We start from the raw sequence: 26544 nt of genomic DNA on the forward strand, positions 1-26544 counted from the left end.
GACTAACTTATATATACGAGTTAATATGTAATTGTAAACGGTATCAAAAAAAGAAAAGAGGGACGGGAATATGGGGAAAGACTATCGTAAAACAGCAGAGGAAGTGTTGCAGTATATTGGTGGGAAAGACAATATTGAACAAGCTGCACATTGTGTGACGAGGCTCCGTATCGCTTTAAAAGATGAAAGTAAAATAGATAATGATAAATTACAGTCTGTTTCATTAGTGAAAGGAGCGTTTCATAACGCTGGTATATTTCAAATTGTAATTGGTCCAGGGGATGTAGATCGTGTTTACGCTGAATTGATAACGCTTGCAGGTATGAAAGAATCGACTGTAGCGGACGTAAAAGACTCTGGAAATCAGAAGTTAAATCCAGCTCAAAAGTTTGTGAAAATATTTTCGGATGTATTTATGCCGATATTACCAGCGATCGTAACAGCTGGTTTACTAATGGGTATTAACAATCTATTAGGCGCAAAGGACTTATTTTTTGATGGGAAAAATTTATTAGATGTTTATCCGAACTTAGGCGGGCTTTGGGATTTAATTAATATGATGGCCAATACAGCATTCGTATTCTTACCAGCACTTGTCGGTTGGTCAGCAACGAAGCGTTTTGGTGGTAGTCCAATACTAGGGATTGTTATGGGATTAATGCTTGTGCACCCGGCCTTATTAAACGCTTGGGACTATGGAAAAGCAGCGACTGGTTTAGAGGGTCAAAAGATTGAGTACTTCAATATTTTAGGACTATTCCAAATTGAGAAGGTAGGATATCAAGGACAAATTTTACCTGTTTTAGTAGCAGCATTTGTATTAAGTAAAGTGGAAATTTTCTTAAAGAAACATGTACCAAATGCAATTCAATTATTAGTTGTACCAATTACAACAATCGTTGTGACAGGTGTGTTAGCACTAGGAATTATCGGTCCGGTTACACGTCATATTGGAGATTTATTAACAGTAGGATTAGTAGGTGTATATGAAACAGTACCAGTAGTTGGAGCAGTATTATTTGGAGCATTATATGCACCGCTTGTAATTACAGGTATGCATCATATGTTTATTGCAATTGATTTACAATTGATTGCACAACATGGCGGGACATTTATTTGGCCGATGATCGCTCTTTCTAACATTGCGCAAGGTAGTGCGGCACTTGCGATGTTCTGGATTTCTAAAAATCAAAATGATAAAAGTATGGCATCAACATCAGCCATTTCAGCATACTTCGGTATTACAGAACCAGCGATGTTTGGGGTGAATTTACGAAATAAGTTCCCGTTCTATGCAGCGATTATAGGATCTGCTGTGGCAGCGATATTCATTACATTAAATGGTGTATTAGCGCCTGCTATCGGAATTGGCGGATTGCCAGCATTTATTTCTATCATTCCGAAATCGATTCCAATGTTTATTGTAGGAATGATTATTGCAGTTGTAATCCCATTTACTTTAACATGGTTATTTGCAAAAAGAGTCAAACAGAAGTAGGAGGAAGTTAAACATGAAGGATTGGCATAAAAGTGTAGTCTATCAAATTTATCCGAAGAGCTTTAATAGTTATTACAATAGAGAAACCGGGGATATAAAAGGTGTTACAGAGAAACTAGATTATTTAAAAGAACTCGGAGTGGATTATATATGGTTAACACCGATATACCAATCACCACAAAATGATAATGGATATGATGTAAGTGATTACTACAGCATTGATCCATCTTACGGAACGATGGAAGAGTTTGAAGAACTTTTAGCAGAAGCGAAAGTACGTAACATTGAAATTATGCTTGATATTGTTGTAAATCATAGTTCGACTGAACATAAGTGGTTTAAAGAAGCGAAGGAAGATAAAAATAGTCCATATCGTAATTACTATATTTGGCGTGATGAAAAAAATAATTGGCAGTCTAAGTTTGGTGGATCTGCTTGGAAATATGATGAGAAGACGGAGCAATATTATTTACATTTATTTGATGAAACACAAGCTGATTTAAATTGGGAAAATGAAAAACTTCGTGAAGAAGTATATGATATGATGCGTTTTTGGCTGGATAAAGGAGTAACAGGATTCCGATTAGATGTCATTAACTTAATTTCAAAAGACCAATGTTTCTTAAACGATGAAGGTAGTACTGCGACAAGTGATGGACGCAAGTATTATACAGATGGTCCGCGTGTTCATGAATATTTACAAGAGATGAACCGAAATGTTTTTGCAGGAAAAGATGTAATTACAGTTGGAGAAATGTCATCTACGACAATTGATAATTGTATTAAATATTCAAACCCTGAGCGTAATGAATTAAGTATGACGTTTAGTTTCCATCATTTAAAAGTAGATTATCCGAATGGTGATAAGTGGACGAAGGCTGATTTTGATTTTATTAAATTAAAAGAGATTATGTCTAGCTGGCAAATTGAAATGCAAAAGGGCGGAGGATGGAATGCGTTATTTTGGTGTAATCATGACCAGCCTCGCATCGTGTCACGCTTTGGTGATGATGGAAAGTACCGAAACGAATCTGCAAAAATGTTAGCGACAGCCATGCACATGCTGCAAGGAACGCCTTATATTTATCAAGGGGAAGAAATCGGTATGACGGATCCTAAATTTGAGTCCATCGAGCAATATCGTGATGTGGAATCGTTAAATATATACGATATAAAGCTAAAAGAAGGGCTATCAAAAGAAGAGATTATCGGGATTTTAAAGCAAAAATCTCGTGACAACTCTCGCACTCCGATGCAGTGGAATGAAGAGATGAACAGTGGTTTTACAACAAGTACACCTTGGATTTCAGCGGCTGAAAACTTTAAAGAAATAAACGTAGAGAAGGCATTAGAAGATAAAGAGTCCGTATTTTATCATTATAAAAAGTTAATAGAACTTAGGAAAACGTATGATGTAATTACAGAAGGAGAATATGCTATTTTGGATAAAAATGATCCTAAGATTTGGGCATATACTCGTACTACAGAAAGTGAAGTGCTGCTTGTTATAAATAACTTCTATGGAGAAGAAATAACGTACTCTGTACCAGCGCACGTTCAATTAGATGGAATGAAACAAGAAATACTACTGTCGAATTATAAAGATGCTAGCAAGGATATTACAAAACTTAGCTTAAGACCATATGAATCAATTGTGTATCGATATACGAAATAAAAAGGTTGTATGCCCATGCGGCATACAACCTTTTATTTTAGGACACCACTGTACAAAATGTTTACCTCTACCTCAGGTTTGAATTTTACTTTTGCATAATCTTTATTCCAATTTTTCTTCTTCCATAAGTCAGGGTGGTAGGCGATAAGGTGTCTGCCGATACCGAAAGCATCACAGTTTGCTTTTTGTAACTTTTTCGTTATCTTTTTAGCTTCTTTCGTAAGTTGTTTAGACAATTCTTTATTTAGTTTTTTTCTTTCATCCATTTTGTAAAGATTATCTCTCGGAGCTTCAAGCGCTATAACTTTTAGTTGGAGCTTAATGTGAGCATAAACATTTCCTTTTTTATCTGTTGTTATTTTTAAGTCTCGTTTTAACTTTCGGTTGCTAATTTCCATTGTTAAATAATCAGATGTTTTCTCTGATTCATCGCTAGTAAGCTTCTGGGTTATACGGGCACTTGTTCCCATTTTTCCGGTTAATAATACGAATAAAACAGATTGTTTCAAAGGTAAATGCCCAGTTAATTTATCATTGTTAAATAAAGCTAGACCGTTTGTAATTACTTCTTTTCCTTTTATTTTTATAGAAGGGAGGGTAAAGTCTTTACCGGGATCTAACATTTTTGTAGCAGCTGTCTCTAAAGTTTCTTTTGGAAATACACTCATATCTTCTAAGCTTTTCACTTTTTTCTTTAGAAAATCTCCAATTAGTAAATTTCCTACTTTCTTTTTTTCTAGTATCTCGGATGTTTCACCATCTACTGCAATAAGTTTTACTAAAGCAGTTGGGTTTGTTGGGTCCCGAAAGCTGACATCTAAATAAGGTAATATACCTTTTTTTAGGATTTTGGTTCCTAGTAATTGAACACCATATTTAAAATAACGAATATTCCCAGTAACATTTTTTTTTAGGGCATCGCTTGTATCCCTTATGTTATGCCCCGTTGCTGAATGTATTTCATTTTCGAATGAAGATTGCTCTCCGCTTGAACTTTTTACGAGCTCGATTGTTTGCTGGAGTTGATTCTCTTCCGTAATATCAGATCCAATACTATAAGCTAACCTTGCCTCCCTTAATGGTTCTTGATCCCAGCATCCAGAAAGGAGGGAACTAGTACATAATACAAAAAGTAATTTAACTCTTTTTTTGAACATACTGTTCTCCTTTCTTATTTCGTATCACAGAATAAAGTAGAAATAAAAGAGGAAGGACAACTATGAAAATATAGGTGAACTTATCAGTGAAAGTTGAGATTACTTTTAATTCTTCAGGTGTATCTATAAATAAGGCTACACTAAAAGCAATAATACCAATGATTGGAACAGCTTTTTTATGATTAGCAAGATTGAATATATGTCCTATTCCGATTGAAGCAGCGCAATAATAACTAGCGATAGAAGCTGCAACAGTTATCATCCAAATTGGTATAAATAGTAAATCAGTTCGGTCTATAATTCCGATATGTAAGGAGCGTAATAAGTAAGCAACTGGTTCTGGAATAAGCTCAATTTGTTTTGGACTAAATACGATAAAGCAAATCCAAACAGTAAAAGTATAAAAAAGTGTTACAAATCCATTAGCGATAGAAATGGCCTTCAGTTTTGCGACAGAACTGCCATTTACTTTTGGAAAAGCGATAAGAATGATTTCAAAACCATACATGGCTGTAATTGTTTCCTTGGATGCTTGAATTATATTCCACCAGCCGGCTTCTGTAATGGGAAAAATATAAGAGAAATCAGCTCGGGAAAGCCCTAGGGCAATTAAAAGGGCCATTGGAATAATGAGGATAGAGGCCATGACATAAAATCGTACGATGACTTTAAATGTATTATAGGCTATATAGCAGCAAGCTATCGTAAATAGCATGAGAATGGCAGACCAAGGAGTAGCTTGTAATATCCATACTTTAATGACATTACAAGCATTCAACATAACCGTCATACCAATAAGCGTAAAATAAAAAACATAAGCAAAACCTAATAGTTTTCCAAACTTATTACCAAATAGCATACAAACGCTTTCATACATATCTGCATCAGGAAATCGCTTTAAGAAAAGCCACATAAGTAAAATAATAAGTTGAATTGCAAGCCCAGCGACGAGAGCGGAAATCCATCCACCTCCTTTTGCTATTGGGTGAAGACGGTTAGGTAGAGAAAGGATACCAACTCCGATTTGGCATTGAATAACGAAAAAGGTAAATTGAACGAGCGAAATTTTACTTTGCGTGTTTGTCACCGTCCTCATCCTCTCTCGTTACATGTTGTCGTTGCATTTTTTTCGGTTTTGGATCATGTGGTCGTTCCCAAAACGACCAAATTGGAAGTCTTACGAAAGAATCTTTCATATCTTTTATCCGCATCGGGGCAACAGGAGAAAGATATGGCGTATGAAATGAATGTAATTGACATAAATGAACGAAAGTTATAATTAGACCGAATGATATTCCGACGTATCCGAATATAGCAGCAAGAATCATTAATGGAAAACGAAGAATTCGAACTGCTGAACTCATATCGTTTGATGGAACGAGAAAAGATGAGATGGCAGTTAAAGCTACAACAATAATCATCGTATAAGAAACAAGTCCAGCTTTTACAATTGCATCACCAATTACTAAACCACCTACAATACCGATTGTTTGTCCAACTCGGCTTGGTAAGCGAATACCAGCTTCCCGTAATAATTCAAAGATTAATTCCATTAAGAGAGCTTCAAAAATAGGAGGAAGTGGTACTTTCTCTAATGAAGCTTTAATTGTATACACAAGTTCGAGCGGCAATACATCAGGATGAAAGGCTACGGTTGCGATATATATAGCTGGTAAGAGAAAAGCAATCAAGAAACTCACTAAGCGAATCATTCGGACGAAAGAACCGACAATCCAGCGGTTATTATAATCGTCTGGTGATTGATAGAAAGCAAATAACGTAACAGGAACGATAAGCGCTGTGGGATCTCCATCAGATAAAATAGCAACTCGTCCTTCCATTAAATTTGCAGCGGTCCTATCTGGACGCTCTGTATTTAATTGCTGCGGAAATGGTGAGAAAGACGTATCCTCTATAAATTCTTGTATATATCCTGGAGGCATAAGTGCATCTGTCTTAATCGTTTCTAACCTTCTTTTTACTTCTGTAACTAAATCGTCATTCGCTATGTTTTGCATATAAGCAATTGCCACTTTCGTATGCATTTCTTCACCAAGTGTGAAATATTTAACGACGATATTTGGACTTTTTATGAGCTTACGAATCGAAGCTAAATTAGTTGCTAGATCCTCTACAAAACCAGTATGTGGACCGCGCACAATCCCTTCATTATCAGGCTCTGCTATATCTCGCTTTAAAGATAAAGCTGTTTTGAAAATAAAAAAACTGTCGACGTGTTCATGAAAATATAAGGATTTACCTTGTAATAAAAGCTGCACACCATAATTTAAATTCGTTTCTTTTTTCATATTTAATGTGGCAAAAGCTTTATCTAAAGCCAAATCCGACCGAGTTAATAAAGGCTCAAGAGCTAATTGGTGAATCAAATTTGGGTCCGCTAAAGATTCGATATATAAGATTGTTCCTTTTCCGTTTTGAAATGGGACATCTAATTTTTTTATATCATCTGAGTGACATAGCTTATTTTCAATGTAATTAATATTTTCCGGAAGTGATGGAAACATATGCTTTTTGTTATTATCTTGTTGTGAGTGCTTCTGTTCGGTCATACTTTCCATCTCCTTTACATTGAAATTACTTCTGTTAATTTTTGTTTTTTGTGAGAAAATTATGCTTGGATTTTTTAGAAAAGTAGGGAAATGGAAAGAACGTATATATTTGCGATATTAATATATATCTTTTGTACTATAGGAGAGTAAATCTAGCGGGATGCATAATTACATCATTTGATGAATAGGAAATTTAAGAAAAGCGATTTATAATACTAGTATTGTGTCTTGCCTTTTTAGGTACAGTACACAGCCGGTGATTGGCTAGTGGATGTTCTTCCATTTTGCCAGTGCCGGTTTTTTATTGGATAATAGGGAAAATGAAGTTTTTATAAAGAAAGAAGGGGTTGTTTTGAAGGATGTAAATTCTATCTTTATGAGAGAAAAGATTGCTAGTTCTTATCTTTATTTTATTTCTTTTCTTGGTTTGGTTACTATAACTATATCTTTACTTGAAATTAAAATCCCTTCTCATTCAACAATACTAATAATGTTGTTACTATTTATGGGGATTGCAGAGTATTTTCCTGTAAGATTTTGGAGAGGAACTAGCTCGCTTACTTTTCCGATAATCTATGCTATGAGTTGGCAGTTTGGAATCCATATAACTATTACTGCTATTGTACTCGTAACGCTAATTATTCACCTGCATCGTCGTTCACCGGTACAAAGAATGTTATTTAATAGTACTCAGCATGCACTTAGTTTGATTTTGGCCGAATGGTTTTCAAACAAATGTATGTCCTTATTACTTAATAAGATAGTTATGTCAGTTCTATATGAAAATTTAATATCTTTGTTATTATTTTGCGTGTTTTTTTGTTTTTTCAACAATCGTTTTTACGATTTGTTGATGATACTTCTTCCACAGCCATATTCAATATATCAGTGGTATAAAAAAACTGTAACGGTATTTCTTTGCGAAACTTTTGGTTTCTCTTATGCGGCCCTGATGCATGTATTAATTAGTATATATAGTGTGGAAATAAACGAGATTACAGTACTGTTTTTCTTTTTTCCACTTGTAGCAGCTTCAGTTATTAGTTCTTTTTCTGTACGGATAAGGATGGAGAAGGAACGATTATATGAGTTATTTCTTATTACGACCGAAATTAGTCGAGGATTAACTGGAGGAAATTTGAAACATATTAAACAAGCACTTAAAGGTTTTTTTGGCATACAAGCATATGTAATATGGACAAAAGATGATGGGAACTGGAGTATTCTATTAAAAGATGGGAAAGTGCGCTCTCATATTTCTGATGATTCAGAAATATTAAGGGCGTTTGAGAAACTTTCTAAAAATCTTGTATTTAATGATTGGAAAATTGGTACGGCTCCTGGAGATGAAATATTTGATAGTGTTATACGCTCACTTGTATATTTTCCTCTTATAGTAAATGATGAATTAGTCGGAATGTTTGTTGCAGGGAAAAGTAGAAATGCGGGTTTCTTTCCAGAAGATGTACAGTCGTTAGCTACATTTTCTAACCAATTAGCTAACGTTGTTAAAACAAGGATATTGATTTCTGAACAGAAAAAAAGAATGATTTTAGAAGAAAGAAATAGAATTGCCCGTGAAATTCACGATGGTATTGCGCAAACATTAGCGGGGGTAATATTCCAACTAGAATCCGCACGGAAAAAATACCATGATAAACCAAAAGATATGCAGCAAGTAGTTGAGAAAAGCATAAAAGATTTAAGAGGAAGTCTAGGAGAAGTTCGCTATTCTATTTATGCTTTAAAACCATATCCGACACAACAATTAGGCCTTAAGCAGGCAATAGCAAGTAAAATAAAATCTTTAAAACGAGAATATGAACTAGACATTACCTATCATGAAAGAGGTCATGCACGTGCGCTTAGTTTTTCAAAAGAAAGAGTTATATTTGATACATTACAAGAGAGTTTGCAAAACATTGTAAAACATGCACAAGCAAAAAAGGCTGATGTTTTACTCAGTTATCAAAGTGAACACGTTCTTTTAAGGGTTAAGGATAATGGAGTTGGATTTTCACTATTTGAGTCTATGGTTAAAACAAAGAATGAGCCACATTATGGTATATTACATATGAATGAACAAGCTGACCAATTAGGGGCTACTTTACAGATTGATAGTTCTATAGGAAAGGGGACAGAAATTACACTGTTAATTCCAGATTCACAAACAAGGGGTGCGTAAAATGATTAAAATATTAGTAGTAGATGATCATGCTTTTTTACGGGATGCAATTCGGAGCATACTAGAAGATGAATCTGATATGAAAGTGGTTGGAGAAGCTAGCTCTGGGGATGAAGTATTGGGAAAAGTAGAAGAATGCGGACCAGATTGTATTTTGATGGATATTAACCTGCCAGGGAAAAATGGGATTGAAGCTACAGAGTTAGTGAAAAAAATTTATCCGAGTTGCCGAGTACTTGTGTTTACAATGTATGAACATGATGAGTATTTAATGGATGCACTTCAGGCCGGTGCTGATGGTTATTTATTGAAGGATTCCTCATCAGAGCAGGTAGTAGCAGCAATTCGAATGTTATATCGAGGTGATTCAGTTATTCATCCGCGTATGACTAAAAAATTAATTACATATCATCAGCAAAAAATGAAAGTAGAATCAAATGAAAATGAACTGACGGAACGTGAAAAGGAAATTCTCTTTGAACTAGTAAAAGGACTTAGTAATAAAGAAATTGCTGAAGTTTTATATATTAGTGATAAAACAGTTAAAATACACATCAATAAAATTTTTAAAAAACTAAATGTGAAAAGTCGATCGCAAGCAGTGATTTATGCAGTTCGAAATCAATTGGTTCCGCTAGATTAAATAAGAAATCTATCAAAGAACTATCGTGTCGATTTATTCTGTATCACAAAGAATAAAGGACAAGATAGTTCTTTTGTACTATGTAGGCATAGAATCCTTAGAGAAAAGATACTCCTTTTGTTTAATTTTCAGAATAATCAAAATGTGAAATAATAAAAATAGAATTACATTTTAATATTGTTAATAATTCATTTTATGAAAATCTTTTGTTGGAAATAAATGATGGGGGGCTCTTATAAAAAGAGTAAAGTGAGTGGTTAGCTATATGAGGTATGGGGATGGTAGTGGCGTTGGAAATCTTTCATGATACAAAAGATTGAGATTGATAGAGTTTCCGATGCTACATGGGAATTTAAGAATCAATTTGTTTCAAAAAATAATATTAATAATGGGGAGATGCAATATGAAACGAGGGAAATTTGGAAAGGTTCTTATTGGAACGTTAACAGTTGGAATGTTATTGTCTCAAGGGATTCCATATAACGTATTAGCGGAAGAGGTAAATACATCTACTTTAACTGGAATTGATGATGCAGATGCTATCTTAAAAGGCCTTACAAAGGAACAACGTAATGCCTTAAAAACGTTAGATACAAAACCAGGTTTTGTTATTTCGCCAGGTATCAATACAGCAAGTCCTAATAATGTAAATGTGATTATAGAATTTAAGCAAGCGCCTAGCAAAATTGAGGTATTAAAACAAGCGGCTAAAGGGAAAAAGATAGCTCTTTCAAATGCGGAACAAAAGGTAGAGGCATCACATAAAGGGTTTAAAGCAGAGCTTGAACAGCTTCAAAAGAATAAAGAGAAAGGGACAAATGTAAAATCTGCAAAGATAACAAGAGAATATAAGAATGCTTTTAATGGTGTAGCGATTTCTTTACCAGCAAATATAATCGAAGACTTAGTTCGTACCGGTATCGTTAAGCGCGTATGGGAAGATCATGAGGTTAAAATTGATTTGCCGAAAGAAACAGCTAAGACTGCTGTTGAACCAAAAATGGCAGATAGTGTACCACAAATTGGTGTAGACAAGCTACATGATGAAAAAATAACAGGAAAAGGAATTAAGGTAGGTGTACTAGACACAGGTATTGATTACAACCACCCGGATTTGAAAGATGCATATAAAGGGTATCGTGCAAAACAAGGTGAAGATCCAACTAAAATAGATCCGAACTCAATAAAAGGATGGGACTTTGTTAATAATGATGCTGATCCAATGGAGACAACGTATAAGGATTGGCAAAATTCTGGAGGATATCCTGAGATTTATAAGGGAAGTGCATATTATACATCCCACGGTACGCATGTAGCTGGGACAATTGCTGCAGACAAACAGAATAGTGTGGATTATGCAGTGAAGGGCGTTGCTCCAGATGTAGACTTATATTCATATCGCGTATTAGGTCCATATGGAAGTGGACAAACAAGCGGTATTCTTGCTGCGATTGATAAAGCAGTGAAAGACGATATGGATGTTATCAATTTATCACTAGGAGCGTCTATTAATGATCCTTTATATCCTACTTCTGTTGCAGTGAACAATGCGATGTTAGCAGGTGTTGTTACAGTAGTAGCAGCTGGTAATAGTGGTCCGGAAGAAGGTACTATAGGATCACCTAGTGCAGCAGCACTTCCAATTACAGTTGGAGCCAGTGACGCTGCAGTGAATATTCCAACGTTTTCCGCCGATGCAGGTGATGTACATGTAGATAAGATGATGCTACTTGGAAAAAGCTTTACTGATAAGATTGAAGATTTGAAAGGACAATCCTTATCGGTTGTATATGCAGGGCTTGGGAAATCAGGTGATTTTACAGGGAAAGATGTAAAAGGGAAGTTAGCTCTTATCCAACGTGGTGAGATTACATTTGATGAAAAAATTAAAAATGCTAAGGAAGCAGGCGCAAAGGCGGTAATTGTATACAACAATGTAGATGGGGAAATTACAAGTTATCTTGGGGAAAGTACTTCATCTATTCCATCGTTCCGCTTAACAAAAGTAGATGGTGAGAAATTGCAAGCAAAAGCTGTACAAGGAGATGTGTCGTTAGCATTTGGAGAACTTAGTAATATAAAAACAGAGGGAGATCACTTGGCTGATTTCAGCTCCCGTGGTCCTGCAACTAAAACAGATGATATTAAGCCAGATATTGTAGCACCAGGTGTGTCTATTTTCTCAACTGTTCCTGAATATATTAATGATCCAAAAGATGGAGAAAATTATCCGGTAGCGTATGGACGTATGTCAGGTACATCTATGGCAACTCCTCATACTGCAGGGGTAGCGGCACTTATTTTACAAGAACATCCAAACTATAGTCCATTTGAAGTAAAAGAAGCACTTATGAATACCGCAGTTGACCTAAAAGAAGAGCGTTCTGTATTTGAGGTGGGCTCTGGACGAATTGATGCATATCGTGCAGTTCATGCAGATACATCTATCGAGGTTATCGATAAAACATCAAACGTTGTAGATGATGAAGAAGTAGAAATTGAAGAAAAAACAGGTTCTATTGCGTTTGGGTATAAAAATCAAATTGAAAATGGGCCTATTAAAGATAGTCGAAAAGTCTTAATTAAGAACAGCAGTAAAACTGATGGAAAAGAGTTTAAATTAGAAGTAGAGTTTTCATCTACAAGTGTAGGTGTGCGAGATGCAGCGAAGAATGGTGTGAAGCTAAATGTACCAGATTCTATTAAAGTAGCTCCTAGTACATCAGAGGAAATTAGCCCTGAAATTATCATTCCAGAAAACGCTGAATTTGGTAGATATGAGGGCTATATTCATATTTCAAATAAAAACAATGAAAAAGAAGTATATCAAGTACCATTTGCAGTTAAATTCACAGAAAAAGGGATTGCGTCTGTAGATTTACTGAGAGATGCAATGGCAACAGATGCATCTAAATTCCATCCGTTTATGGAGAGACCAAGTTCGCCTTTGACATTTAAACTAAATAGTCCTCTTGAAACTATTGATGCAGTTGTGAAGGACCGAAAGACAGGAAAGGCATTAGGAGTCGTTGGTACACTTAATGCAAGTAGTCTAACACCGAATATTGAATATATGATGTTTTCTGGTATGGGAGGGTATGTACTTCCATTCACAGGAGATCCAGCTCATCCAATTGGGGATAAACCTGTTATGTTGCCTGATGGAGATTACGAATTGAACTTCGTTGGATATGATAAAGAAGGAAAATCGTATACAAAAGGCGATAGCATTATCATTGATAATGTTATACCGGAAATGAAATTTAAGGATGTACAACCTGGTATACATGAAGTCAATGATTCTATGTTTAAAGAAGAAGACGGCCAACGTGCATTATGGGTGCATGGTAATATTTATGATTCTACAGTAGATGCATTGAAGGCAAAAGGCTTGCAGTATGATCAAAAAGCGAACCAAATTGTATATTATCAAAACTCAGCCTTTCCATCAGGTTGGCTGAATACAATTCAAGCAAATGGTGATTTTAAATTTGGAGTACTTCCAGAGGAAATAAACGAGCCGTTAAATTTAAAATTATTTGGATATGATCTTGCAACTGCAGGGAATATGGCAACTGGATATAAAGATTACGTCTTTGTAAAGGAAGGGACAGAATACGCTGTTCCAAGTTATGACAAAGATAAAATCAAATTAGGAGAGAAAATTACATTAACTTTGAATCTTAATAATGTAAAACAGCTTATGTCAGGTACATTTGAAATTCCTTATTACAAGCAGCTCTTTAAATTTACAGATGTGAAACCAAATCCAGCACTTACGGAATATGTAAAACAACATGGACTGAACCTTAAATTAGAAGATCCGAAGATAAGTGAAGAAGGAGCTTGGGAAAACAAGGTGAAAGTTGGGGCATCATTAGAAGGAAAAGAATTTAAAGGATTAGATGGAGATACACCATTTTTAGATGTTACATTCGAGATGACGAACGATGAATACTTTAATGATTTAACTGCATTTGGAGTAGAGAAGTTCTCTTATACAAAAGCTGTTGCATCAGAAGGCATTGAGATTCCTGCGTTTAAAGATAAATCTTTTGCTATTGTTTCGAAACATTCAACGATTACAGGGTATATTGGCCCGGAAGCTTTCTTGAATGAAGAGGGGTATTTAGGTAAGAAAGACTATACAAAACTAGGAGCAAAAGTGTACGCAGTTGGCAAGGATGGAAAGAAATATACAGGAACGATTGGTGATAACGGGCAATTTGAAATTCATAGTGTCCCAGTAAGCGATAAAGAATATGATATTTTCGTAGAAATGCCAGGTCATTTAAATAGTAAATTAACAACAAAAATAGGGAAGGTGCAAGACGGTGAATTAGTGGGACAAAACTTTAGAGTTGACATGGATGATAACCTTGCAGGTGATGTAAATGGAGATAAAATGGTAGACATTCAAGATGCTAGAATAGCAGCTTTATCGTATGGAAAAGGAAAAGTATCTGTAAAAGATGGAGATATAAATCAAGATGGTGTTGTAGATGAAACAGATATTCGTTTTATTGAGAAAAACTTCTTGAAAAAGAGTCCAGATGCTAAAGAAAATCAGAAACCGAAAGAAAATGTAGGTCCAGTGACATTAGATAAAATCTTACGCTCTATTGGCTTAGAACCAAAAAAATAAGTGGGCAAACTTCTAGAGTAAATAATGCAATCAGACAATGAATAGTAAATGAAATGAGATTGGCTAACAAATAACCGGTAATGATTTGCGGTAACATTACCGGTTATTTTAAAAGTAATAGTCGTTTTGATATATGAAGTAACTAGTTTAAATTTGGTTCACTTTCGCTGTGGGACAAGGTAGTTGCTTAAATTATTTTGTGGGATGGAAATAAGGTTTGTAGTTTGAACTTTAAAAATAGGGGGACTTGTGAAATGAGTATTAAGAAAAAACTTGGTATGGGTGTTGTAACTGCAGCACTTGGCTTATCTTTAATTAGCGGGGGAACATATGCGTATTTTAGTGATAAGGAAGTGTCACAAAATACTTTTGCAGCGGGTACTTTAGATTTGAGTGTGAATCCTGAAGTTGTTATTAATGTCGATAATATTAAACCAGGTGATGAAATGGAGCGTGGTTTTCAATTAGTAAACAAAGGAACTTTAGCAATAGGAGATGTGAAACTCCTGACAGATTACAGTGTAATCGATGCTAAAGGAGATAATGGAAATGCTGATTTTGGTGATCATATCCGTGTTGATTTCTTGTGGAATTTGGATAAAAATGAGGTTCCAATTTGGTCTACTACATTATCTGAATTAAAGGTATCTACGCAAAATGGAAGTATTCCTGATCTTGTACAAAAAGGTGTTGTAGACCGAGAAGGAAATGGACTTGCTCCTGGTGATGATGATACTTTCTATGTAATGTTCACATTTGTAGATAATAATGCAGAGCAAAATGTATTTCAAGGAGATTCATTAAAATTAAATTGGACTTTCAATTCAATGCAGACAAAAGGTGAAGAGAAATAAAAATAAATGTTATATACGAGAATCAATTGATGAAGAATTGATAAATAAAACTTTTAATAATGTAAAGGTTGATTTAGTGAATCAACCTTTTTTGTTTTTAGATTATTCATAGCAGTACTTCTCACATTTGTGTCGAATTAAGAAGATATATAGGAGGGATATATATGGAAATAGCTGTAGAACGTGTGTTTACGAAAGAGATTTTAAAAAGAGCAGCGAATTTGTTTCATGTAACAGTAGAAGAAAAGCCACTTGGAGATTTTGAGAATTATATTTTTAAGGCGAAGGGTGATAATGATGAAGATTATGTATTACGTTTAACACATTCTTCTCATCGTTCTAAACAAGAGGTAGAGGCTGAACTAGATTTTTTACGATATGTTGCGGAGAATGGGGCAAAGGTAGCAGGACCTCTTTATTCAACGTCTCGAAATCTCGTAGAAGAAATCGTAGCAGAGGATGGGACTTTCTTTTTCGCTTCTTTATTTATATATGCAAAAGGTGAGCAAGTAAAAGGAGCAGAATCGCCTTATTGGGGAGATGCTTATTTTGAAGCGTGGGGAAAAGCGATTGGGCAACTGCATCGCCTTACAATGGATTATCCTAAAACAGACTACCGTGATACGTGGGAAGAAGACGAAAGTGGAATTGTTAATGAATTAGAAGATGGTCAAGTGAAAGAGATTGCAGCGGTATTAATGGATGAAATTAAGGCTCTTCCAGTTGAAAGAGAAACGTTCGGTCTTATGCACGGTGATATTCATCAAGGTAATTTTCATTATGATGGTAAAGAGCTAACAATCTTTGATTTTGATGATGCTGCTTATAATTACTTTATACATGATTTAGCAATGGTTTTATACTACTCTGTTCTATTTACACCGTGGACAGCAGAAGAGAAGACAGATTTTGCTCGTAAACAGTTACAAGTGTTACGAAAAGGATATGAGTATGAGCACAGGCTGGCGGATAGTTGGTATGAATCGTTACCACTATTTTTACGTTTACGTGATATAGGTTTATATGGAACGCTTCAAAAGAAGTTTAAAGGGAAAGATATGCCTGATAACTTCTTGAAATTATCAGAAGAGCTATACGAAAGAATTATTAAAAGAGAAGCAATTGTGAATATATAATACATTTAGTTCAAAACAAAGTATATAAAACAAATATATACTTTGTTTTTTTATACAAAAATATGTTTACTTTATTAAAATAATATTGTCCTAGATTCGGTATACACTTATAATTTTATATATATTCTGAATATTCTTTATAAAAAGGAGGGGGAATGTTGGAAGCTTTCGTAAATTGGTTAAATAATATTGTTTGGAGTCCAGCACTTGTTTATTTATGTTTAGGAGTAGGTTTATATTTTTCTATTCGAACGAAGTTTTTACAAGTAAGACATGTAGGAGAAATGGTGAAGCTGACATTTCAAGGGGAAAAATCAGAAGCTGGTGTTTCTTCATTCCAAGCGTTAGCACTTTCGTTATCAGGACGTGTTGGAACAGGGAATATCGCTGGGGTAGCAACAGCGGTTGCATTCGGTGGACCAGGAGCTGTATTTTGGATGTGGGCAGTAGCCTTTTTAGGAGCAGGATCAGCTTATGTAGAATCAACACTCGCGCAAATATATAAGACGAAACATCAAGGGCAGTTTCGTGGTGGACCTGCTTATTACATTGAAAAAGGTTTAGGTGTGAAATGGTATGCTTTAGTATTCGTTGCAGCGACAATTCTTGCAACAGGACTTTTACTACCAGGTGTACAAGCAAATAGTATTGCTGTAAGTTTAGAAACTGCTTTTGGTATTAATACTACCGTATCAGGGGCTATATTAGTTGTCGTATTAGCTCTTATCATTTTCGGTGGAGTAAAGCGAATTGTTAACGTAGCGCAAGTTGTCGTACCGTTTATGGCAATAGGCTATATTTTAGTAGCTTGCGTCATTGTTGCTATGAATATTGAAAAATTGCCAGAAGCATTTATGTTAATTATAAGAAGTGCATTTGCATTAGAAGCTGCTTTCGGTGGTATTATCGGTTTAGCAATCTCTTGGGGGGTAAAACGTGGTATTTATTCCAATGAAGCAGGACAAGGGACTGGACCACACGCAGCAGCTGCAGCCGAAGTATCACATCCAGCTAAGCAAGGTTTAGTACAAGCATTTTCCGTTTACATTGATACATTATTTGTTTGTTCAGCAACAGCATTTATGATGATTATTACAGGCATGTATAACGTATTTGATGCAAGCGGAAAAAACTTTATCGTTAATAAACTAAACGGCGCTCAGCCAGGACCAGGATATACACAGGCGGCGGTAGAATCTGTTTTCCCTGGATTTGGAAACGGTTTCGTTGCAATCTCGTTATTATTCTTCGCGTTTACAACAATTATGGCGTATTACTACATTGCAGAAACGAATATCGCGTACTTAAATCGTGATAAAGATCGCCCTTGGATGTCCATGGTACTAAAGTTTGTATTTTTAGGAGCTGTATTCTACGGCTGTATAAAAACAGCAGCAGCGGCTTGGGCTTTAGGCGACGTTGGGGTAGGAATTATGGCATGGGTAAATATCATTGCGATTTTATTGTTACAAAAACCTGCATTAGTCGCATTAAAGGATTATGAAAAACAGAAAAAAGAAGGAAAAGATCCAGTATTCGATCCAGGGCCATTAGGAATTAAAAATGCTGATTTTTGGGAGCATGAATACGGGAAAGATAAGAAAGAAGAAGTATCTTAACTTAATAGAATAGAAATGAAAAAGCAAAGGGAAAATGCCTTTGCTTTTTTTTATGGACAAAATGAGGCTGGAAGTTATTTTTTTGCCTATTTTTGAATATAAAAAGAATGTACATGCATTGTTAGGGGAAGGGGGAGTATGTTGATAGAATTTCGTAATGTAAATAAATATTATGGTAGCTTTCAAGTTTTGAAAAATATTAATATGCAAGTGAAAAAAGGCGAAGTGGTGGTAGTTGTCGGGCCTTCAGGATCAGGAAAAAGTACATTGCTTCGATGTATAAATCAATTAGAGGCAATTACAGATGGAGAATTAATTGTACAAAATACAGAGGTACACAATAAAAAAACGGACATGAATGAATTGCGGCGAAATATTGGGATGGTCTTTCAACATTTTTATTTATATCCACATAAAACGGTTCTTCAAAATATTACATTAGCACCGATTAAAGTAAATAAAGTTTCCAAAGAAGAAGCAGAGAAAACAGCAATGTTTTATTTAGAGAAAGTAGGAATCCCTGAGAAGGCTAACGTATATCCACATCAATTATCCGGAGGACAACAGCAACGGGTGGCAATTGCTAGAGGACTTGCAATGCAGCCGGAAATTATGCTATTCGATGAGCCTACGTCTGCTCTTGATCCAGAGATGATTGGAGAGGTACTTGATGTTATGAAAGCACTGGCTAAAGAAGGGATGACAATGGTCGTTGTCACGCATGAAATGGGATTTGCTAGAGAGGTAGCAGATAGGATCTTATTTATGGATGATGGCCAAATTATTGAAGATACAACACCGGCGAACTTTTTTGCAAACCCTGAACAAGAAAGAGCCCGTTTATTTTTAAGTCGGGTGCTAAATCATTAGAGGAGGAATTTCATGCTTAAAATGAAAAAGTTATTTACTTTAATCGTATTTTCATGTTTATTCGTGCTTGTTGTTGCTGGATGCGGAAGTAAGAAAGATGAGGCAAAGGAAACAAATACGAAGCAAGGCGGGGCTGTTGAGCAAATTAAGAAACGAGGGAAATTAGTAGTTGGGGTGAAGAATGATACGAATTTATTTGGATTAAAAAATCCTTCAACAGGGCAGGTAGAAGGATTCGATGTTGATGTCGCCAAGGCACTGGCGAAAAAGATTCTTGGAGATGAAAAGAAGCTAGAGCTGAAAGAAGTAACGTCTAAAACACGCATTCCAATGCTGAAAAATGGTGATATTGATGCAATTATTGCAACAATGACAATTACGGAAGAACGCAAAAAAGAAGTGGATTTTTCAGATGTATATTTTAAAGCAGGACAATCGTTACTTGTGAAAAAAGGAAGCAATATTAAGAGCGTCGATGATATAAAACAAGGCGTTAAAGTATTAGCTGTAAAAGGATCAACATCTACAAATAACATTCGTCAAAAGTCACCAGAAGCGACTGTATTAGAGTTTGAAAATTATAGTGAGGCATTTACAGCGTTAAAGGCAGGTAAAGGTGATGTGTTAACGACAGATAATGCGATCCTTTACGGAATGGCAAAACAAGATTCTAATTATGAAGTAGTAGGAAAAATTTTCACAGATGAACCGTATGGAATTGCAGTGCAAAAAGGGGCAGATGATTTAACGAAAGAGATTAATACTTTAATTAAAGACATGAAAGCAAGCGGGGAGTATGACAAATTATATGAGAAGTGGATTGGACAAAAACCAGAAAAGTAGATAGTAAAAGTGAGAGGATGAGAGTACTCATCCTCTTCTTGTAAAGAAAGAGGGGAGAATATGTGCCTGATTTTTCTATATTAACGAATAACATTGATATGTATTTAGAAGGGTTTAAATATACAGTTATGTCTAGTGTAATTGCATTGATAGGTAGTTTTATTTTAGGAGTAATTTTGGCAGTAATGCGTATTGCACCTATTCGCATTTTAAATTGGATAGGATCAGCTTTTGTGGAGTTTGTAAGAAATATTCCACTTGTATTAATTGCATTTATATTCTATTTTGCTTTACCTGTAATAGGAATTACTTTAAATGGTTTTGTAGCAGGAACAGTTACGCTTACGGTATATACGGCAGCTTTTATTGCAGAAGTAATTCGCGCTGGTATTTTATCAGTTGCGAAAGGGCAGATGGAAGCTGCTCGCTCTTCAGGGCTAACGTATGTGCAGGCGATGTATTATGTTGTCTTACCCCAAGCAGTGAAAATTGTAATTCCCCCTTTAGGAAACCAGTTTCTCAATTTAGTTAAAAACTCTTCAATACTTGGAATTATTGCTGGTGCTGATTTAATGTATCAAGGAGATTTAATTTCAACGAAGACGTTTGTTACGTTTGATGTTTATATATTTGTCGGGATGTTTTATTTAATATTAACAATTCCGCTCAGTATGCTAGTGCGTTATTTAGAAAAACGCTTAGCAAAGGAGGCGGTGTAAATGGATTTCAAGGGAGCAATTACAGGAGATCATATTCTATTTTTATTAAAAGGATTACTTATAACATTAGAGGTAGCGCTCATAGCAATTGTACTTAGTTTTATTATTGGAAGTGTAATCGGTATATTGCGCTACACGAAAATACCTGTCGTCTCACAAGTATTAGGAGTTATAGTTGAAGTGATTCGAAACTTACCACTACTGTTAATTATATTTTTCACGTATTTTGCACTTCCAGAAGCAGGCTTGAAATTAGAAATTATAACAGCTGCAATTGTTGCTTTAACAATATTTGAGGCAGCAATGATATCTGAAATTGTTAGAAGTGGTCTATTGTCTATTGAAAAAGGGCAGGTTGAAGCTGCAAGATCTTCGGGATTAACGTATGTTCAAGCGCTTTGGCATATTATTTTGCCACAAGCATTAAGGAGAATGGTTCCGCCGCTTGTCAGTCAATTTATTTCATTGCTGAAGGATACGTCGCTAGCGGTTGTTATATCACTCCCTGAGCTTATGCATAATGCTCAAATTATTAGCGGGCAAAATGTGAATTACATGATTCCGACGTTTATAGTAGTAGCTTGTATGTACTTTATCGTAAATTATAGTTTATCAATTTTATCGAGAAGATTAGAACTCCGTTGACTCTTACAATATATGTAAGGGTTTTTTCCTTGTTTCTCCTTATTTTCCTCTAAATAGAATCTAAATCTTGCAATAATTCGATTTTTATATTGTTTTATCAGAAAAGTTTTAATTTTATATAGAAAATGTAATCGCTTTCGTGTATATTTTTATTATCAGAAAATTTTAACAGGATATAGGGGTATGGTAGGGGGAGGATTTAGATGCAGCAACCAACGAATGAGAAATTACATCGTACGATGAAGAGTAGACATTTATTTATGATCGCACTTGGTGGTGTAATCGGAACTGGTTTCTTCTTAGGTTCAGGTTACACCATTAATCAGGCTGGACCAGGGGGAGCCATCCTTTCATATTTAGTAGGCGGATTTATTATGTATTTAACAATGCTTTGTCTTGGAGAGTTAACGGTAGCGATGCCGGTTTCAGGATCTTTCCAAAAGTATGCGACGAAGTTTATTGGACCAGGAACGGGCTTTATGATTGGCTGGTTATACTGGCTCGGCTGGGCAGTAACAGTGGGTCTAGAATTAACGTCAATCGGTTTAATGATGAAAAGATGGTTTCCAAATGTTGATGTTTGGGTATGGTGCCTTGTATTCGGTGTTATTTTATATGCTTCAAACGCAATTTCGGCGAAAAGTTATGCCGAATTAGAATTTTGGTTCTCTAGTATTAAAGTAATTACAATTCTTGCATTTGTTGTGCTTGGTGGTAGTGCATTATTAGGATTTATATCATATGACGGAAAAGAAGCAGCACCTCTTTTCTCTAACTTTGTAAGCGATGGTGGACTTTTCCCGAATGGACTAGCTGCCGTATTACTTACAATGATTACAGTTAACTTCTCGTTCCAAGGAACAGAGTTAATCGGAATTGCAGCGGGAGAAAGTGAAAATCCAGAAAAAACAATTCCACGTGCAATCCGTAATACAGTATGGCGCATTATGTTATTCTTCATTTTAACAATGACGATTTTAGTAGGATTAATTTCTTGGAAAGAAGCAGGCGTAATTGAAAGTCCATTCGTAGTCGTATTTGATAAAATTGGTATTCCATACGCAGCTGATATTATGAACTTCGTTATTATTACTGCGTTATTATCTGTAGCGAACTCTGGATTATATGCAGCGACGCGTATACTATGGTCACTTGCAAATGAGGGAATGGCACCAACTTCCTTCCAGAAAGTAAATAAGCGTGGTATTCCAATTACAGCGCTAGTCGTAACGATTGCGGTAGCTGGATTATCTCTATTCACAAGTTTCCTTGCAGAAGATACAGTATACATGTATTTATTATCGATAGCTGGTTTATCGGCTGTTTCAAGTTGGATCATTATTGCTCTATCGCAACTTCGCTTTAGAAGTCAGTATATAAAAGGCGGAGGAAAGTTAGAGGACTTAAAGTATAGAACACCACTATACCCAATTGTCCCAATTTTAGCCTTAATTACAAATAGCATCGTTGTGATTAGTTTAGCGTTTATTCCTGAACAAAGAATGGCGTTATACTGTGGTATTCCATTTATCATTTTCTGCTATATATATTATTATATTAGTAAGAAACGGCAGAAACCGATGAAAGTGGAGATGGAAAAAACAAATGAAACTAACAATCAAACACGATGATATAGAAGCAGATTTATCGTATGGTCAATTAGTGATTGGAAAAGAAAACGGGTATTCACCGTTACAATTACTCATTTCTTCTATCGCAGGATGTAGTGCAATTGTCTTTCGAACAATTTTAGAAAAGAAACGTATTACATATGATACGTTTACAATCGAAACTGAAATTGGTAGAAGTGAAGCTTTATCGAAGCCAGTTGAAAGTGTTCATTTGCACTATAAAATTAAAGCAGAAAACATTACAGAAGAGCAGCTGGACAAGGCGCTGCAACTTGCAGTGAAAAATTGTACGATTGTTCAATCTGTAAAAGATAGTATAAAGGTTACGGAAACAATTGAACTAATAAAATGAAACATAAAAACGTGAGAATACGGCTCTCACGTTTTTATGTTTTTAATAAAGGGAGAAAGTATGATGGAATGTTTAGGTTGTAAATTAGCAAATGAAGAGGAAAAAATATATAAAATATATGAAGATGACTATGTAACATGTTTTTTAGATCATGAACCTTTCTATACAGGACATACTTTAATTGTGCCAAAGCAACATGTTGTAGAAGTAGACGAATTAGATGATGTTGTAGCAAAATCCATTATGGATGCTTCTAAGCTGATTGCAAAAGCGATTAAGGTATTATATAAACCTGACGGAATTACGATTTGTCAAAATGGTGGAATCTTTAATGAACTTACGCACTATCATATGCATGTTGTACCGAGATATAAAGAGCGTTCATTTGCTGAGTTTTATACGGTACAATCGGGAGAAAAGAAGAATCATAATTTGGAAGAAATAAAGACGTTGTTAAAAGAAGAGATAGAGAAAACACTGCACACTAAAAAGGCGTAAGAGAATTTCTCTTACGCCTTTTTAGTCTTCATACATACTTAAAACTTCTTTCGCACGCATACGTAAACCATCTATCAATGCTTTCGGTTCTAACACTTTTGCATCTTTTCCAAGTCTATAAAATAAAGGAGTAATAAAGTTAATCTCACCTTTATCAATTGTTGAGTGTATATATCCTGTCCCATCCTCATTTACTATAACGAATTCCTCAAGATAAGGAACGCTTTTACATTGGCGTACGCCTTCTGTTGTCAGTAAAACATGTAACTGAGTAGGGATGTGTACTACGTTAGAGTTAGAGGCAAACCACTCTTCTAAATTCATGAATGTATCCTCATTTTCTTCCGTTGATAATATGGAAAGAATACGATCGATGCGATACAGTAATACTTTTTTTCTACCGAAGTCATAGGACGGTAAGTACCATAACCCGTCGTGAGCATATACACCAATCGGATGAACATGTTTTGTTTTTATCCCTGATTTAGATTCGTATTGAAAGTGTAAATTTTTATTTTCAATAGCCGCTGTTAACACTTCGTTTAAAAGTGGGGTCTCAATTGTTCTCTTCGGATTCCAAAAGGCGATATAAGAACGTATTTTATCAACTTTCACTTTCGCATCATGTTGTAGGGAGCTATACAGTTTATGTGTAACGGAATTGATTTCTGTGTTAAAAGGTAAGTCGCGATAGTAACTTAAAGATTGAAAAGCAAAAAAGATAGAGACTGCTTCTTCTTCCGTAAATAAAATAGGCGGAATTACTCTATTCGTTAATACTTTATAGCCGCCGTTACGACCTTGTTCTGCGTAAATGGGCAACCCCATATCACTTAAATCTAAAATGTATCTATGGACAGTACGAACGGAGATATTAAATTCATCAGCTATTTCTTGCGCTGTAAATGTCTTTTTGGCAGAAGCAAATATAAGAATATCTAATAAGCGTTTAGCTTTTGACAAATGTATCACCTTTTCTTTTTAACGTGACATAAATTGTCATGTTTTATTGTTAGTATATTGTTTACATCATATGTTATCAAGATGAGATACAAGGAGGAAAAGATATGTCACGTGAAATAGTTTTATTTATTGCGGCGAGCTTAGATGGATATATTGCGAAAGAAAATGATGATTTAGAGTGGTTAATGGAAACGGAAGGAGAGGGAGATAACGGTTATACAGAAATGTACGAAACGATTGATACAATAATTATGGGAAAGAAAACGTACGATTATGTAGTAGAGCATACGGAAACATTCCCGTACTTAGATAAAGCATGTTATGTTTTTTCTCGTTCAGAAAAAGGTTCAGACGGAAACGTGGAATTTGTAAATGAAGATGTAGTGGAGTTTACAAAAAGGTTAAAAGCACAAGAAGGGTCTAAAATATGGATGGTTGGTGGAGGAGAGCTACTGAGAGAATTCTTTAAGAATAATCTAATTGATGAATATGTTGTTACGATTACACCGCATATATTAGGTTCTGGAGTTCCGTTATTTCAAGACAAGAACCCAGAAATTAATTTAACTTTGATGGATACGAAACGTTTTGGGCAATTTGTAAATTTATATTATAAAGTAAAGTGATAAAAAAACACGACTATTGATGATAGTCGTGTTTTTTTATGGATGGTAATGAAATTATAAAGCAAGACCCGTAATCGACTTCGCTCGTTACAGTAATATTTCCGCCGTGTAGTTCTACAATTTCTTTTACGATAGATAGCCCTAAACCAGTTCCGCCTGTAGATCGTGTTCTTGCTTTATCGACACGGTAAAAGCGGTCAAAAATGTGAGGGAGGTCTTCAAGCGGAATACCTTCGCCTTCATCTTCAATTGTAATGGAGATACGTTTATGTTCTTCTGTAATAGAAATGTTTATATGAGAATGCTCTTTTGAATGTCTATAAGCGTTATTTAAAATATTCACAACAACTTGTTCGAATCGTTGTTCATCTAAGTTTACTAGCAGTGTAGGAGGACAAGAGAAAGAAACTTTAATGTACCTTTCTTTATACATGGCGTTTACTTTTTCACATATACGCGTAAGGAAGGTGTGTAAATGCACTTCCTTTACTTGAATAGAAAAGTTATGTTGTTCCATTTGTGCAAGTGAAAATAAATCTTGAACTAAGTTTGTAATGTAATCAGACTCATCTTTTATAATTGATAAATATCGCAAACGTTGTTCAGAAGGGGTGCTTTCTTTTAAAGCAATGTCAGCATAACCTCTTACGTATGTTAACGGTGTTCGTAATTCGTGAGCAACACTTGCTAGAAATTCACTTCGCTCTGTTTTCATATAATGTAGATCATTTGCGAGCGTCTGAATAGATGATGCTAGTTCACCAATTTCATCATTTCGAGTAGTTGTTAATGAAACAGATAAATCACCTTTACTCATTTTTTCAGTGGCATGTTTCATGTGTAACAATGGTTTTGTTAATAATCGAGATAATAGGAAAATTGTGATGACTGTGAGTAGAAACGTGATGGCACCAGCAATAATGAATTGTTTCGTTAATCCATTAACTAACTTTTCAATTGATTCTGTTCCAAGAAACATGTACACATAGCCTTCATGTTTTCCATCTACTACAATGGGGCTAACTGTACATATATAATTAGATGTTTTCCAATGATTTTCTATAATCGCTCCATTATGGTCTGTTCGAGTTTGCATTTTACTAATATGATCGTTTATAGTCGTGTTTATTTCGTTAGATTTAGCTAGTATTTCTTTATTTGCATTTGTAATAACGACAGTTGTTTCAGCTTCAGATTCCATTAATGCTACGTGAGAGATGGTTTGCTTATCGTAATATTTTTCAAGTACATCTCGATGACTATTTCCTCGCTTTAATAAAGCTGTCATTTCTTCATTTACTCTAGTGTTTACAAGACTATAATAGAGCAAAATAAAGAGAACACTTTCAATTAAAAGTGTAACAATTAAAAAATAAAATCCGAATTGAATTGAAATTCGTTTCATCGTTTTGCCC

General features: G+C 35.1%; 21 protein-coding genes. 16 read left to right on the forward strand and 5 right to left on the reverse strand.

Translation table 11 applies throughout. From position 1 onward, the window contains the following. The first annotated feature begins 70 nt into the window (after positions 1–70). Both treP and treC read left to right on the forward strand, forming a co-directional pair. On the forward strand, positions 71–1498 hold the full coding sequence (treP, locus tag MR112_RS25785) for a PTS system trehalose-specific EIIBC component (RefSeq protein ID WP_000513935.1): 1428 nt from the start codon (positions 71–73) through the stop codon (positions 1496–1498). Between the two features lie 13 nt (positions 1499–1511). Continuing rightward, positions 1512–3173 carry an alpha,alpha-phosphotrehalase gene (gene treC, locus MR112_RS25790; RefSeq protein ID WP_000656140.1) on the forward strand — a complete coding sequence of 554 codons (1662 nt, stop codon included), beginning with the start codon at positions 1512–1514 and terminating at the stop codon, positions 3171–3173. A gap of 32 nt (positions 3174–3205) precedes the next feature. On the opposite strand, the gene gerKC is transcribed toward treC, so the two are convergent. Genes gerKC through gerKA form a run of 3 tightly spaced genes read right to left on the reverse strand, consistent with a single transcriptional unit; the run spans position 3206 to position 6900 of the window. Next, positions 3206–4330: a spore germination protein GerKC gene (gene gerKC / locus MR112_RS25795; protein ID WP_000474043.1), complete on the reverse strand. Its 1125-nt coding sequence runs from the start codon at positions 4328–4330 to the stop codon at positions 3206–3208. After that, positions 4311–5417, reverse strand: a complete 1107-nt coding sequence (locus MR112_RS25800) for a GerAB/ArcD/ProY family transporter (protein WP_000185798.1) — start codon at positions 5415–5417, stop codon at positions 4311–4313. The genes gerKC and MR112_RS25800 overlap by 20 nt, the downstream gene beginning before the upstream one ends. Beyond that, positions 5398–6900 (reverse strand): spore germination protein GerKA, encoded by a 1503-nt coding sequence (gerKA, locus tag MR112_RS25805; RefSeq protein ID WP_242245652.1) that lies wholly within the window; start codon positions 6898–6900, stop codon positions 5398–5400. The genes MR112_RS25800 and gerKA overlap by 20 nt, the downstream gene beginning before the upstream one ends. Before the next feature lie 352 nt (positions 6901–7252). On the opposite strand from gerKA, the gene MR112_RS25810 reads away from it, so the two are divergent. The 13 genes from MR112_RS25810 (at position 7253) to MR112_RS25870 (ending at position 23540) form a co-directional block, all read left to right on the forward strand. Further along, positions 7253–9085, forward strand: a complete 1833-nt coding sequence (locus MR112_RS25810) for a GAF domain-containing sensor histidine kinase (protein WP_074555147.1) — start codon at positions 7253–7255, stop codon at positions 9083–9085. Between the two features lies 1 nt (position 9086). Then, positions 9087–9728 carry a response regulator gene (locus MR112_RS25815; RefSeq protein ID WP_000590668.1) on the forward strand — a complete coding sequence of 214 codons (642 nt, stop codon included), beginning with the start codon at positions 9087–9089 and terminating at the stop codon, positions 9726–9728. Between the two features lie 403 nt (positions 9729–10131). Further along, positions 10132–14373 (forward strand): S8 family serine peptidase, encoded by a 4242-nt coding sequence (locus tag MR112_RS25820; RefSeq protein ID WP_074555125.1) that lies wholly within the window; start codon positions 10132–10134, stop codon positions 14371–14373. 254 nt (positions 14374–14627) lie between these two features. Next, positions 14628–15227 (forward strand): TasA family protein, encoded by a 600-nt coding sequence (locus tag MR112_RS25825; protein ID WP_000023370.1) that lies wholly within the window; start codon positions 14628–14630, stop codon positions 15225–15227. A 164-nt stretch (positions 15228–15391) separates the two neighbouring features. Then, the gene (locus tag MR112_RS25830; protein WP_000401644.1) at positions 15392–16363 is read left to right on the forward strand and encodes a phosphotransferase enzyme family protein; all 972 of its coding nucleotides are present in this window, start codon (positions 15392–15394) and stop codon (positions 16361–16363) included. A gap of 158 nt (positions 16364–16521) precedes the next feature. After that, positions 16522–17982, forward strand: a complete 1461-nt coding sequence (locus MR112_RS25835) for an alanine/glycine:cation symporter family protein (protein ID WP_075676524.1) — start codon at positions 16522–16524, stop codon at positions 17980–17982. Positions 17983–18120: 138 nt separating this feature from the next. Further along, the gene (locus tag MR112_RS25840; protein ID WP_050551988.1) at positions 18121–18852 is read left to right on the forward strand and encodes an amino acid ABC transporter ATP-binding protein; all 732 of its coding nucleotides are present in this window, start codon (positions 18121–18123) and stop codon (positions 18850–18852) included. Between the two features lie 12 nt (positions 18853–18864). Further along, positions 18865–19695, forward strand: a complete 831-nt coding sequence (gene glnH / locus MR112_RS25845; RefSeq protein WP_000916491.1) for a glutamine ABC transporter substrate-binding protein GlnH — start codon at positions 18865–18867, stop codon at positions 19693–19695. A gap of 62 nt (positions 19696–19757) precedes the next feature. Beyond that, entirely contained in the window at positions 19758–20414 is a 657-nt protein-coding gene (locus MR112_RS25850) for an amino acid ABC transporter permease (protein WP_001112667.1), read from the forward strand. Then, entirely contained in the window at positions 20415–21059 is a 645-nt protein-coding gene (locus MR112_RS25855) for an amino acid ABC transporter permease (RefSeq protein WP_000345960.1), read from the forward strand. Between the two features lie 203 nt (positions 21060–21262). Then, positions 21263–22690 carry an amino acid permease gene (locus MR112_RS25860; RefSeq protein WP_001187097.1) on the forward strand — a complete coding sequence of 476 codons (1428 nt, stop codon included), beginning with the start codon at positions 21263–21265 and terminating at the stop codon, positions 22688–22690. Further along, positions 22665–23042: an OsmC family protein gene (locus tag MR112_RS25865; protein WP_000778843.1), complete on the forward strand. Its 378-nt coding sequence runs from the start codon at positions 22665–22667 to the stop codon at positions 23040–23042. The genes MR112_RS25860 and MR112_RS25865 overlap by 26 nt, the downstream gene beginning before the upstream one ends. Positions 23043–23078: 36 nt before the next feature. Further along, positions 23079–23540 (forward strand): HIT family protein, encoded by a 462-nt coding sequence (locus MR112_RS25870; RefSeq protein WP_168171567.1) that lies wholly within the window; start codon positions 23079–23081, stop codon positions 23538–23540. 21 nt (positions 23541–23561) lie between these two features. Here the strand turns inward: MR112_RS25870 and MR112_RS25875 are convergent, their stop codons facing one another. Continuing rightward, positions 23562–24512, reverse strand: coding sequence for a helix-turn-helix transcriptional regulator (locus MR112_RS25875; protein WP_472926401.1), 951 nt, complete (start codon positions 24510–24512; stop codon positions 23562–23564). 95 nt (positions 24513–24607) lie between these two features. Between MR112_RS25875 and MR112_RS25880 the strand changes: the two genes are divergently transcribed. Continuing rightward, positions 24608–25129: a dihydrofolate reductase family protein gene (locus MR112_RS25880; RefSeq protein WP_000085780.1), complete on the forward strand. Its 522-nt coding sequence runs from the start codon at positions 24608–24610 to the stop codon at positions 25127–25129. Between the two features lie 13 nt (positions 25130–25142). Here the strand turns inward: MR112_RS25880 and MR112_RS25885 are convergent, their stop codons facing one another. Then, positions 25143–26534 (reverse strand): sensor histidine kinase, encoded by a 1392-nt coding sequence (locus tag MR112_RS25885; RefSeq protein WP_016125467.1) that lies wholly within the window; start codon positions 26532–26534, stop codon positions 25143–25145. Positions 26535–26544 lie beyond the last annotated feature (10 nt).

This window comes from Bacillus cereus group sp. BfR-BA-01330, assembly GCF_022663885.1.
Classification (GTDB): domain Bacteria; phylum Bacillota; class Bacilli; order Bacillales; family Bacillaceae_G; genus Bacillus_A; species Bacillus_A cereus.